We start from the raw sequence: 13,278 nt of genomic DNA, 5'->3' as shown, positions 1-13,278 counted from the left end.
GGTTGTTTCTTATCCTCCTCGCAAGGTGGCCGTAATAAAGGGTTCTTGCGGTGTGCAGTTTCTTGTAATGCTTCCAATAATGGACAAGGAGAAACGGACTGAATTTCATGAATGTACCTAACCCCATTTGCCCGAAAAGCCTTGGCTCCACCAAGCTCCACAGCAAAGGCCATGAGGGGGAAGAACCCCTCCTTCTTCCCGATACAAGGGTTCGCCCGGTAAAGCCTAGCAAGACACAATTAAACCGCCCCTGATTTAGTGGAGAAATTCTTTTTTGTTCAAGCCGATTCATCAATCTACCTCATGAAACTTTTGAGCTCTAAAAACTAAATTTAGTGGAGATTAATCTTTGAAAATACCCCCCCCCCCCCGACTTTTCATACATATTTTCATATCTCGAGGATTCTAGTTTTTCCAACTCCAATTCGCGCGCAAATTCAAGCAAGCTGATACCAACCGAAGCAAGCAATTGATCAAAATTGGACAGAGATACATTTTTCTTCCCCAATTCAAATTGACTCAGCAATTGAGGGCTGATGATATCTCCAGCAGCTTCTTTTAGACTCACTTTTCGTTCCTTTCGAATTTTACGAAAGGCTTTTCCATAACAACTGACTCCCATAAGCAATCCTACCTTGTAACTTTTATCACATATTTATTATACAGATTATTGGCCAAAAATTCAATTCCCTCTTAGTTTCCATCCAAACTAGACTCTCATTTTTTTTACCAATTTTTAACCTCTAGTTAACCAAACCTGATTTTCTTTTTTTATTTTCTTACAATAAATTAAAAAAAGGAGATTTTTATGAAGAAGAATTATTTGAAAAAAGTAACCCTGACCTCCGCCACAACTCTCAGTCTACTTCTAACGACAGGTATTGTTATGGCCGAAGATGAAACTAACAGCCCTAGCTCAGAGACGATAACAAGCACTCAAAACACTACTGAAGAAAGCACTGATAGTAGCGAAACTAGCTCCTCCGTAGAGGAAACAGAGAACTATATTCCTGGGCAAGGGAAATTAGAAAATATAGGATTTCAAATTCATCCAGATGGACTCTCCGTAGACTTTCATCTAACTGTCACTAATCTACCCGAAAACAAATTGAAAGGTGCTAATAGTGTGTTTGCTACAGTCTTGAGGAATCAGAAAACCAACGGAGACTATATTGGTAGCTCGAATCCTTATATTACTGGAAATTTCATGGATCTTGCAGTCACACTGAGAAGTTCTAAAGAAGAGTTACCTGTTGTTGAATTTAGTTTGTATTTTGGGGACTCATTTGAACAAAAGTCTGAAACAAAGAACTTTAAAGCAGTAATCAGTGAAAAGGGAATCATTCGGTATATTGCTGATGCTTCTGGTATTATTATTGCCACGAGACCAGGCGAAAACACGATTCAAACTCTAGCTGAGTTTGATACAAGTGAAAATTCTAGTTCAACTGAGAAATCTAGTTCACCCGAGAAATCTAGCTCCTCTGAGAATTCTAGTTCCACTCAGTCAAAATCTAGCAGTCAAAGTTCAAGCCAGAATAAAAGCGAATCTGAAGATAAACTCACCAGTTCAACAAGTAGTAGTTCTTCGAGTTCAAAGGAAACTAAGACAGCTTCCTCCAGTCCCACTCAATCAAATTCCTCAAAGCAGCCTACAGCAACAACTAGTAAAATTCCAAGCAAGTTGGTTGGGACCTGGACCCAAAATGGTGACACTATCATCATTCATGCAGACGGCTCAGGGACGCACAAAAGCAGCAATGCTACTTCAGACTTTATCATTTCAGAAGTCCTTGATCATGGCAATGGCAATTACGAAATAGTTGATCAAAAAGAAGCGATGAAATTCTATCGTCCAGGAACCTGGGGAATTGAAGGCATGCGCAAAGTACTGCTTGGTTTTAATCTAACAGGTGACACCCTTAAACCAACCATGTGGGTAGCCGATGGTCCAGGTCAAGATGCTCCAATTGATTTTGAAAATAGTTACAAAGAGGAAAGCACTTATACCCGTCAACAAAATCAATCTGAAACAACGGAAAGTCAGTCTCAAGTTGAAGACAAAAAACAAGAGAATACGACCAACAACACATCTTCTGAGACACCTGAGACATCTGAAAACAGTCAGACAAGTACTCAAATGACCCCACAAAAAACTAAGAAACGTACAGGAATTACCCGTTTCTTACCAAACACTGGTCAGGAGGCAGCAGCTTACATTGGAGTCATTGGTCTAGCTATCCTTGGACTAGCCTACTTCCTCATTCGCACTAAACCAAAGGATAAATAAAAGCACTTATAACTTTTACCCATACTTGTATACAAGTCCTCACTAGATGAAAGGCTAGTGGGGATTTATAATTAATCATAATCCAATTCTATTTTTACCAGGGAGATAACGATTTTGAAAAAGAAATTCACTTTTGCCTTTCTACCTAAATTCATTTTCAACCTAGTTCTACTAGCTTTTCTATCGTTATATCAGTGTTCACAAATATTTGCAGAGGATCAAAAACAAGTTCTTCCCACAGAAGTAACCGGTACATGGACTGGAGGAAACTATAATGTTAACGATCTTCCACAACAGACAACACTTATACTAAAAAAAGATGGTGACGGAAATCTGTTCACTGATAAATATGAACAGAACTTTAAGATTGACAAATTAATTAAAACTGCTGATGGTGGTTATGTCGTCTATTCAAAAAATTTTAGGGATAGTCAAGATAAGCAATATTTGCTATATGTTAATGGGGATTTACTTGAAATATATGATCGAAAACTGCAAAATAATAGTTCATTAAATGAACATCAAGCCTCAACACTTTCAAGAAATGAGTTTGATTTCTCGACCAGATATTTACGAGATATGGATCCAACAAAACTGAAATCAAAACCAAGTACTGAACCAGTTTGGAACGAGATTAAAGCAAGCAAACTTAAATCTTTTATGGAGGAATATGTTCGATCAGGACTTCAACAATTTGGTGCCAATTCCAATAATACCGTTCAATATAATGCAGAAGAACTTGATTTAAATGATACTTTAGTCCATATGGGTGTTCATGGCTTTTTAAAAGGAAGTCGCATCCTTGTAGGACATAAAGAAAATAGAAGTAGTGAACTTCTGGCTATTAATCGGGTACTTGTTCAAACTTCTAAGGACGGCAGTGGTACTGCCCAATACAATATTTTATCAAGCTACGGAATATCCTCAGAACACTTTCCTCTAGCTCACTTCTATTTCACCATAAATGAAGGCAAACCTCTAGTTCTTATGTCTCAACAAACGCAAGGAAATGAACTCGGAATGTATTACATGTATCCCTCCTACGACCCCAAACTCCAAGAAGCCTTTGCTGCAATCGTCAATGAATAAAAACAAAAATCCCAATTCTTCTCTCCATAGAGACTGAGAATTGGGATTTTCTTATTGACTGACCACCAAAGCTCGTCCCCAATCTGTATCCAAAATGGTTTGGAGCATGGCCACCTTGTAGCGGGCAAATTTTAGAAAGAGAACTTGGAGATCTTCGAGCTGTTGAAGGAAGTCTTGGCAATCTTTCTCAAATTGAGCACGATTTAGACGAAAAGGCTGGAACCCCTCTACCTGTAAAAAAGTGAGAATGGTCTCGAAATCTAGACCAACCAAAAGGGAATGGTGACGATTTTTTAAGTGGTTATTACTTCGTATATCATCCTCCATATCTCCTACCAGATAGTCATCGACATAAGCCTCCTCTGTTCGATCAGACCAAGGGACTGGTGTAGGTAGGCTGCGTCCATAATCATAGTTAATCAGGCGAGCTTGGCCACTCACTTGGTCAAAAACCACTGCATAGTTTCCAGCATTGGTATGCCGATCCTGGTTCAAAGTCAAGATGTCCAAAGCAATTTGATCTCGTAAGAAGGCCCGTGCCTGTGGTTCATCAATTCCGTCAAAAGAGGAATAGAGCTTCACCAAATAATGAAAGCGTTCCAAGGGTGGACTGTCGACAACTTTTTGGGCAAAGGTCTCTAAAGCAGTGAGTACCTTTCGTTCTCGTTGCCGAGGATCACTAAGAACCCAGTCCACTTCGGTTTCCTTGGTCAAAAATGGGGACAAGGTTCCCGACTGTAAGCTTTTACCATCATCAATCATCAGAAATTGATAGCGAGCATGGCTATCGGTATCCAAGCCTGAGAGATTTTCGATTAAAATCGATACCAAGGTCTCGGCTACTGAGGAATAGCTATAGTCATAATTCCCGGCTTCCCAGTCATCTCCAAATTCCGGATTAACATTATCCCGCTTCACCATAACAGGTTGACCTTCCTGTAAGAAAACATCCTTATGTTGATTGCCTTTGAGAAGATTATCGCCGAAGGTCTGACCGCTCTCTAGCATCAGCTTCCCATCTAGGATTCGAGCTTCCTTAAGGGACAACGGACCATCCTGATTGGGAAGGTCTAGGGTTAGATATGGTTCCTTGGCAGAGAAAGCCATTCCTGACGGAATCTCTTGTAGGAGTTCTTTCAAACTGCGATTGTCTGTCCGGTAATTGGTCCGAATCAAATAATTTAATTCTGCCTCCAAACCAACATAGGTCTGTTTATTTTCTGGAAAAACCAAGCTCGTAAAAGAACCTTCAGAATGGGGCTGACCGTTCCTAATGATTGGCTGGGCTGTTTTCTCCTCAGGATTCACCTCAAAGGATATCAGAGAATAGTTCCCTAATTTCAAATCAACTTTCATAAACACCTCCATGCACATAGCTCATTTCGAAATCAAAATACTCGAATCATTCAAAGAATTGACTAAGCAGTCGATTACTGTTGTTCAACAAGTCAGGGTGACCAGTTGAATATCGTCGATGAGGTGTGCCTGCATGCAATCAATAAACTCCCTATCAGGCTTGACAAGGTCAGAATTTGATATTAGACTTCCTGCGGAACTAATGTATTTGATCCAATTTCACAGCAGGAAATAGCGCATAACCACACTGAAATATCTTGTGACTTAGTCTTTTTTCAAATGAGAACTCCGATGAATCTCAAGTTCCGTCACTGTTTTGCAGGAAGTCTATTTAATGAGTATTTCACAAAACCCCACCAGTCTTCACCAGCGGGGTCCTCTATTTTATACCAATTTTTTCATTTCTGCAATCCGTTCTTGGGTTGCGTCAAATTTTGCCTGGTAATCGGCTTGTTTCTCTTTTTCTTTTTGAACGACTTCCGGTTTGGCATTGGCTACGAAGCGCTCATTGCCCAATTTTTTAGCAACCATATCGAGCTCTTTTTGCCACTTAACCAACTCTTTGTTCAAGCGTGCTAATTCTTCTTCAACATTGAGCAAGTCTGCCAATGGGAGGAAGATTTCAGCACCAGAGATAACCGCGCTCATGCTGAGTTCTGGTGCCTCCAAATCAGCCGCAATTTCCAAGTGCTCTGGATTGGTGAAGCGCTTGATGTAGGTGACATGGTCTTGGAAGAAGCCTTGCAAGCCTGCATCTTTGGTTTTAATCAAAATGCTAATGGGCTTAGACGGAGCTACGTTCACCTCAGCTCGTGCATTGCGGACAGTCCGAATCAAGTCCTTGAGACTTTCAACTCCAGCATGAGCTTCCTCATTGACAAAGCTTGGATTCACCACTGGATAGGCTGCATGGACAATGCTTCCTTCTGCATATTGTCCATAGATTTCCTCAGTTACAAATGGCATGATTGGATGCAAGAGTCGCAAAATTTGATCCAAGGTATACAGAAGAACGGAACGTGTCACGACTTTCTCAGCCTCATCCTCACTGTAAAGAACTTCCTTGGTCAACTCAACATACCAGTTGGCAAACTCTTCCCAGATAAAGTTGTAGAGGATATGTCCCGCTACACCGAATTCAAATTTTTCAAAATTGTCAGTGACTTTTGCGATCGTTTCATTCAAATTATGCAAGATCCAACGGTCGGTTACATTGCCAGCTTGACCGCTTACAACCTTTTCAACCTGCTCACGTGCGGCTTCCAGACTTAGCCCTTCATTATTCATCAAAATATAACGAGAAATATTCCAAATCTTATTAATGAAGTTCCAAGAGGCGTCCATCTTCTCATAGGAGAAGCGGACATCTTGCCCAGGTGCAGAACCATTGGAGAGGAACCAACGAAGAGCATCGGCACCATATTTGTCAATGACATCCATTGGGTCAATACCATTGCCCAAGGACTTGGACATTTTACGGCCCTGCTCATCGCGAATTAATCCGTGAATAAGAACGTTCTTAAATGGTTGACGGCCTGTGAACTCAAGAGATTGGAAAATCATCCGAGACACCCAGAAGAAAATGATGTCATAACCCGTTACAAGAGTTGAGGTTGGGAAATAGCGTTGGAAGTCCGCCGATTCTGTATCTGGCCAACCCATGGTTGAGAAAGGCCAAAGCGCAGAGGAGAACCAAGTGTCTAAGACATCTTCGTCTTGAACCCAACCTTCTCCCTCTGGAGCCTCTTCGCCGACGTACATTTCACCTGCTTCATTGTACCAAGCTGGAATTTGATGTCCCCACCACAATTGACGAGAGATCACCCAGTCATGAACATTTTCCATCCATTGAAGGAAGGTATCATTGAAGCGTGGAGGATAGAACGCAATCTTATCTTCCGTATCTTGGTTGGCAATAGCATTTTTAGCCAGTTGATCCATCTTGACGAACCACTGAGTAGACAAGCGAGGTTCAACCACTGCACCTGAACGCTCAGAGTGACCTACTGAGTGAACACGCTGTTCAATCTCTACCAAGGCTCCCAGTTCTTCCAATTTCGCAACAACAGCTTTACGAGCCTCGAAGCGATCCATGCCAGCGAACTCACCCGCGAGTTCATTCATGGTTCCATCATCATTCATCACATTGACCTGTGGCAGATCATGGCGTTTACCAACAAGGAAGTCATTTGGATCGTGGGCTGGGGTAATTTTAACAACCCCGGTTCCAAACTCTGGATCTGCGTGTTCGTCCGCTACAATTGGAATCGGCTTGTTCACAATCGGCAAAATAACATTCTGTCCAATCAAATCCTTATAACGTGGGTCTTCTGGGTTAATTGCAACGGCCACATCTCCAAACATGGTTTCAGGACGAGTCGTCGCAACCTGAAGGGCGCGTGAGCCATCTTCCAACATATAATTCATATGATAGAAGGCACCCTCAACATCTTTATGGATAACCTCAATATCAGATAGAGCTGTGCGAGCTGCTGGATCCCAGTTGATGATAAATTCACCACGGTAGATGTAGCCTTTTTTATACAAGTCCACAAAGACCTTACGAACAGCTTGGGACAAGCCCTCATCCAAGGTAAAACGTTCCCTGCTATAGTCTACTGACAAGCCCAATTTCCCCCACTGTTCCTTGATTGTGGTCGCATACTCATCCTTCCACTCCCAGACCTTGTCCAAGAATTTTTCACGTCCAAGATCATAACGACTGATGCCTTGCTCCCGCAAACGCTCTTCAACTTTGGCCTGAGTTGCAATACCGGCATGGTCCATTCCTGGTAACCACAAGGTATCGTAGCCCTGCATCCGTTTTTGACGGATAATAATATCTTGCAAGGTTGTATCCCAAGCATGACCCAAATGCAATTTACCGGTTACGTTTGGCGGCGGAATCACGATAGAATAAGGCTTAGCCTCCGCATCACCTGATGGTTTAAAAGCATCTGCTTCTAACCATTTGGCATAACGCCCAGCCTCAACCTCGGCTGGATTGTATTTCGTTGATAATTCTTTTGACATTTTATTCTTTCCTTTTATTTTATTTAGTGGTTTAAATCGATAAGTTCTTCCCACTCGCTCCTTAACAGACCAAACCTCAATTCATCTTCTCTTTGTCCTCTCAGAAGTTCACGTCCCCTCAGTCTAGCTTCAAGAACAAATCCTGACTTTTTCGCAACGGCTTGGCTCTGAAGATTTGAAGCATGACAGGCAATTTCGATTTTATAAAGCTCCGGTATGAGGGTAAATGCCGCATAGCACAGGGCTTTGACAGCCTCGGAAACAAGGCCTTGCCCCCAGTAGTCAGGATGGAGAACATAGCCAACTTCGTAGATATCTCCCAGCTTTCCATGACGCCGATTGAAATCGACCGAACCGATGACACGATTCTCCCCTTTCAAGGTGATTCCATAGCCCCCTGGTAAACCAGCCTGCACCATTCGAAGGGGAATACCCTGGATGAAAGCCTCTTCCTCTTCTACTTTTTTCATAATCGGAAAACCAGCATTGGTCGCGACTTCCGGTAAACTAGCATAGGCAAACATATCTGCCGCATCCGCAACCTTACGCTCTCGAAGGTAGAGGCGCTCGGTCTCTACATCTGGCAATTGATTCTGGACGAATTCACCAAGTATCTTTATCATTGAACCTCCTTCTGAATCAGCTCTATCTTAATGCCATCGGGATCTAGGGCATAGCGTCTCTCACAATCTCGGCCACCAGCATAGGGAAAAGCTTCGTCTTATAGAAGCCGCACTCCAATCCCAAAAAAGTCTTGTCGCCAATTCCCCTGTCACTTCAAAAGCTAAATGATTCAAGCCAACCCTTGTTCAGTGAAATCCCATTTGTAAAACATCATCAGGAGCTTGCACAAATACCAAGTAGATGCCTTCTTTCAAAAAGGAGAAGCCCCTCCCAATCTTGGTAAAGAATGTAGCCCAGATTGTTTAGGAGAAACTCATAGAACCTACGAGAAGTCGCTAAATCAGAGACATAAATTTCGATATGATTTAATAATACTTCACCTCTTGCGGAAGACAACTCCGTTTTCTTTTAGTTGTCGAACCGTTGCAGGTCCAATTCCACGAATCGCCAGAACTTCCTTCTCTGTCTTTTTCTCAAAATCTTTAAAACTTCGAAGTCCTGCATTTAATAGAAGTCGTTTCTTATCAAACTGAAGTCCTTCATAGGACGGCTCAGAGAACAGATGCACAAGATCATCGAGATTACCTTGAGGCAAAGTGTTTAGTAAATCTCTAAGGGTAGAGTCCTGCGGTCCACTTGAATTCTTTTCTGGAAGATGATTCGGTTGCCTTTCCTGAAATTCCAGATACATGTCTGTCAATTGATTTATCAGAATGGCCTTATCCGCTAGAAATAAGCCTAGAGGGTTGAGAACGTGAGCTATTGAATGTTCATGTTCCCCCTCACACTCTTCCTGATTATGATGCATAACGTCCAAGAACCACTGAGGATTTCCCAGAGCTGAAGCAAATTCAGGATCTTCTCTAACGAGATCCTCAAACAAGTCATTCGCTCCTTCTGAATCGCCCGTCATTAAACTCGCGATTACAGCATAAAGATTGAGACCAGCATCATAAACATTCTCTGATAACCTATCCCTATACATGTCTAATACAAATTCAGGTTGGAAAGTTGAACAATAGACACTTGCCATTAAATTGGGCAAATAGCCAGGACTCCCTTTTTCAAAGACATATGGTTCAAGGATATCCATAATGTCAAGTGCCAAGTTAAGCAAACCTTCCTCGAAATAGACTGTCAGTAGAAAGGTCAAGGCATCTAGATACTGACCGGTTAGAGGGTGGTCCCAGGCAGGAGAAGTAACTTCTTCTAGTTTCTGCACCGTTAGATTCGCAAAAGTTTTGTAGCTCTCAATTGTCTGATAGGTAAATTGTTCACGACTATCCATTAAATAGTACCATTGCGCTTCAAAACTATGGACATGTTCTTTGGCTAGTTGTTCCAGGACCCTAGTTCTCTCTGATCCCTCTTCCATCTGAAGAGCATGAAGTAGGGCAATCCCAACTTCAACTGTCTCTAGTTCGTCCTCACTCGCTCCTACTTCCTGCAAATTTCCAACTAGGTCATCAAAAATACTAAGGTCCATATTTTGGGTATCGGATACTTTAATATTCTTAGAGGCCAGAGTAGTTTCATCTGAAATAAAGTCAGAATCATCAAACAGGTCAATGGTGTGATTGACTTGTGATCCTGTATCCAAAAATTTTTTCTCATCCTTATACTCTCGGCGCATCTGCTTCAATACTTTTTTATTACTTTTCTTTTTGGCCATAGGACACCTCCCGTTTTTTTTAACTATAAATGATTTCGAAAATTGACACCATTTGCCTTTAATTGGTTAATGGTCTTTTTCCCAATTCCAGGAATAGCTCGAATTTCAGATTCTGTATGCTGCTCTAAAGCTTCCAAACTCATGATCCCAGCATCGCAGATAGCGTGACCCTGCCGCAAGTGAATACCTTTCATGGCAGGACTGTTAAAAAACTCATTTCGTTTTGTAGGAGAATCCGGTTGATTTTCAATAAAATTTTCTACAATATTATTTAACTCAAAAGCCATTTTCCTTTTATCTATTAAAAAACGAGACATAAAACTTAAAGAAAACCGAAGGTACTCCGCCGAATTTGGACGGTAATATTCAAAGTCATTATCACTATGAAGTCCGACATTCCAATAAACCTGTCCTAATACATGAATTGCAATCGGATTTAACAGTGCTAATTCTTCAAAAACAGAAGCTGCTGCCTTGTGATCACCATGCAACAAATGAGAAATGATTAGATGCACTAGGACACCATCATCCTCCCAGCCTAATGCTTTTTGATATTCATAAAAGTTCACAATATCCTCATGGCGGTATAGCATATTATAGACCGATAGCATCGGATAAACAAACATATCAGGAAATTCCTCTGTATGCATCTCCAAAATAAAATCCACAAGTCCCGCAGCCTGAGTAAGAAAATCCATTTCTAAATAATAGATCAGCACAGAATACAGGGCTTTTAAAGGTTCTCTCGATTCAAACCATACCCAAGAAGCATATCCTTCTTTTGCCCAAGCATCCTTTGCCTTTCTTTGAATCTCCTGTGCTTCAACGAAATCATCATAACAATACTCATCTCGACGTGCAGAAAATAGATAGCTTTGAATAGCTAAATTATCTGGATATTTCTTTCGAAGTTTTCTGAAAGCTCTTAATCTCTCGATTGGATTTTCCAATGCACGAGCATCAAAATAAGCTCTCTCCTCCTTCGTGAGACCATTATCAAAAGAAAAATTCTTATTTTCAAACAGATTTTGAATTCTTTCTTTTAAATGTTCAATATTAACTTGTGGTTGTTCTTCCACATCATCTTGAAGCCAAGATTCAAAGTTAATAATCTTGGATTGACCATTCCTCAGGTGATCTCTTCTTAATTCTTTGAGTTTTTTTTTCGAATTTTTCTTTTTAGCCATTGTTTTTTCCTTCTTGTAAAATAAAAATCCCTGTCTTATGACAGGGACGAAGATTTTTCCGCGGTACCACCCAATTTCGGGCAAGGCCCGCAACTTAATTGTTATTCAAAAAACCATTTAGCAACCTATCTCAGCTCCTTCTGCGGATTTCTCACCCCCACCGCTCTCTGTAAGAAGGCTTTCCTAAGATTCCTCTAAACAGCCTCATTCTACCATAGAAAGCAGTCTAAGGCAAGAAGAATTGGCTTATTTTTCGACAGAAGAATTGGCTTATTTTTCGACAAATGCTACTAAATCCGCAATACTTTTAATGTTCTCATCATCATTAATTTCAACATTAAACGCATCTTCAATGGCCGTAATAACTTGGAAGAAATCCAATGAATCAACATCCAAATCATCAAATGTAGATTCCATAGTTACTTGATCCGGATTTACTTCCAACTCTTCCACAATAATGGCTTGAATTTTTTCAAATGTAGACATAAGCTACCTCATTTCATGTATTATGGAAAAAGTATATCATAAGAATTCCCAAACCGCAAAAGTTAGAGGACTTCCAAAAGAGGAATAATTTGCCCCAAGTGGTCAATGGTCCGACTAGCACGACTTTGATCTAAACCAAAACGGTAATCTCGAATGGACCAGACCTCAGCGCCTGCACGGGCTCCCGCCCGAATTCCTTTTTCACTATCTTCGATAATCAAGGTATCTTTTGGTTCCACCTCAAGAGCTTTACAAGCTGCTTGGTAAATCTCTGGGTTTGGCTTAGATTCCGGGAACTCTTCTCCAGACAGAACTACATCAAAATAAGAAGGAATTCTCAATTCCTGTAGAGCACGGTCAATGTCCTTTTTAACAGAACTAGATGCTAGACCAAGTGGATAGCCCTTCTCTTTTAGACCTTGCAAAACAGTATGAACGTGAGGAAAAACAAGATCTCGGTAAGGTAAGGGATTCTCCTTCTTATGCGCCAAATAACCTGCCTGCAAAGAAGGCACATCAAATTCATCATAAGACTCACCTAGAATATTTTCCCACACATACTTCGTATTCCCACCAATAAAATAAGCTGGTGGTAAATGATTAATCGAGATTCCTTGATTCGCTAAGTAATTCTCCCGACGTTCATAATAGAAACGCTCCGTATCAAATAAAACCCCATCCATATCAAAAATAATGGCCTGAAATGACATATAGATCCCTCGCTATAAAATTAGAAATGAAAAAAACATGAAAGTTCACACATTCTATCCTACCATCATAAAAGACCAGTCGCAATACCAGTAGGACATGAAACCGTATTTATTTTAAAACAGGAGCAAAGAATTCACACAAACCACATCTTAAAGGATGAAGGTACAACTTTGGTCTAACCCTCAATATTCCAATACTAAGGCTATACTAATTCAGTCATTCCTAAGAGCTTTGACGCTAAGCCCCTTCCCTTTATCTATAAACACTCCTCCACTCAATTCCTGAGTGTTTTGACGCGAAGTTCCTTCGCTTTATCCATAGACACTCCTCCACTCAATTCCTGAGTGTTTTGACGCGAAGTTCCTTCGCTTTATCGAAATACTCTCTCACTCAATTCCTGAGTGTTTTGACGCGAAGTTCCTTCGCTTTATCTATATATACTCCGCCACTCAATTCCTGAGTGTTTTGACGCGAAGTACCTTCGCTTTATCTATATATACTCCGCCACTCAATTCCTGAGTGGCGGAGCGAGCGACACCTTGGTCCAATATGTTGATAGTCATCTCTGTGGGACTGGGTTTGGCATACAAAAAAAGATGACACAATGTCATCTGCTCTAGTCGGGAAGACAGGATATTGACGCGAAGTACCTTCGCTTTATCGAAATACTCTCTCACTCAATTCCTGAGTGAGAGAGCGAGCGACACCTTGGTCCAATATGTTGATAGTCATCTCTGTGGGACTGGGTTTGGCATACAAAAAAAGATGACACAATGTCATCTGCTCTAGTCGGGAAGACAGGATATTGACGCGAAGTACCTTCGCTTTAT

Annotated in this window: 10 protein-coding genes and 2 pseudogenes; 2 read left to right on the top strand and 10 right to left on the bottom strand. The window is 41.1% G+C overall.

Translation table 11 applies throughout. From position 1 onward, the window contains the following. Positions 1–18 precede the first annotated feature (18 nt). Together I2503_RS03990 and I2503_RS03985 are read right to left on the bottom strand one after the other, a co-directional pair. Positions 19–255, bottom strand: a pseudogene (locus tag I2503_RS03990) (N-acetylmannosamine-6-phosphate 2-epimerase); the annotation flags it as partial. A 64-nt stretch (positions 256–319) separates the two neighbouring features. Then, the gene (locus I2503_RS03985; protein ID WP_196967103.1) at positions 320–622 is read right to left on the bottom strand and encodes a helix-turn-helix transcriptional regulator; all 303 of its coding nucleotides are present in this window, start codon (positions 620–622) and stop codon (positions 320–322) included. Between the two features lie 186 nt (positions 623–808). Here I2503_RS03985 and I2503_RS03980 point away from each other — a divergent pair, with 186 nt between their 5' ends. Next, positions 809–2,290 (top strand): LPXTG cell wall anchor domain-containing protein, encoded by a 1,482-nt coding sequence (locus tag I2503_RS03980; protein WP_196967102.1) that lies wholly within the window; start codon positions 809–811, stop codon positions 2,288–2,290. 114 nt (positions 2,291–2,404) lie between these two features. After that, positions 2,405–3,379: a DUF4767 domain-containing protein gene (locus I2503_RS03975; RefSeq protein WP_196967101.1), complete on the top strand. Its 975-nt coding sequence runs from the start codon at positions 2,405–2,407 to the stop codon at positions 3,377–3,379. Positions 3,380–3,430: 51 nt separating this feature from the next. On the opposite strand, the gene I2503_RS03970 is transcribed toward I2503_RS03975, so the two are convergent. The 8 genes and pseudogenes from I2503_RS03970 to I2503_RS03940 all read right to left on the bottom strand — a co-directional run bounded on the left by I2503_RS03970 (position 3,431) and on the right by I2503_RS03940 (position 12,447). Continuing rightward, positions 3,431–4,735 carry a hypothetical protein gene (locus tag I2503_RS03970; RefSeq protein WP_196967100.1) on the bottom strand — a complete coding sequence of 435 codons (1,305 nt, stop codon included), beginning with the start codon at positions 4,733–4,735 and terminating at the stop codon, positions 3,431–3,433. Between the two features lie 384 nt (positions 4,736–5,119). Continuing rightward, on the bottom strand, positions 5,120–7,768 hold the full coding sequence (locus I2503_RS03965) for a valine--tRNA ligase (RefSeq protein WP_196967099.1): 2,649 nt from the start codon (positions 7,766–7,768) through the stop codon (positions 5,120–5,122). Positions 7,769–7,791: 23 nt separating this feature from the next. Continuing rightward, positions 7,792–8,391 (bottom strand): GNAT family protein, encoded by a 600-nt coding sequence (locus I2503_RS03960; protein ID WP_196967098.1) that lies wholly within the window; start codon positions 8,389–8,391, stop codon positions 7,792–7,794. Next, a pseudogene (locus I2503_RS09590) lies at positions 8,388–8,788 on the bottom strand (bleomycin resistance protein). The gene I2503_RS03960 and the pseudogene I2503_RS09590 overlap by 4 nt, the downstream one beginning before the upstream one ends. Then, positions 8,769–10,064 (bottom strand): hypothetical protein, encoded by a 1,296-nt coding sequence (locus I2503_RS03955; RefSeq protein ID WP_196967097.1) that lies wholly within the window; start codon positions 10,062–10,064, stop codon positions 8,769–8,771. The pseudogene I2503_RS09590 and the gene I2503_RS03955 overlap by 20 nt, the downstream one beginning before the upstream one ends. Positions 10,065–10,087: 23 nt before the next feature. Beyond that, positions 10,088–11,251 (bottom strand): helix-hairpin-helix domain-containing protein, encoded by a 1,164-nt coding sequence (locus tag I2503_RS03950; protein WP_196967096.1) that lies wholly within the window; start codon positions 11,249–11,251, stop codon positions 10,088–10,090. A gap of 270 nt (positions 11,252–11,521) precedes the next feature. Next, positions 11,522–11,737 (bottom strand): acyl carrier protein, encoded by a 216-nt coding sequence (locus tag I2503_RS03945; protein WP_196967095.1) that lies wholly within the window; start codon positions 11,735–11,737, stop codon positions 11,522–11,524. 62 nt (positions 11,738–11,799) lie between these two features. Beyond that, complete coding sequence (locus I2503_RS03940) at positions 11,800–12,447, bottom strand: HAD family phosphatase (RefSeq protein ID WP_196967094.1); 648 nt, start codon at positions 12,445–12,447, stop codon at positions 11,800–11,802. Positions 12,448–13,278 lie beyond the last annotated feature (831 nt).

Source organism: Streptococcus sp. NLN64 (assembly GCF_015831295.1).
Lineage (GTDB): Bacteria > Bacillota > Bacilli > Lactobacillales > Streptococcaceae > Streptococcus.
The sequence above is the reverse complement of the archived record's forward strand: the minus strand, read 5'-3'. Positions and strand labels throughout refer to the sequence as shown.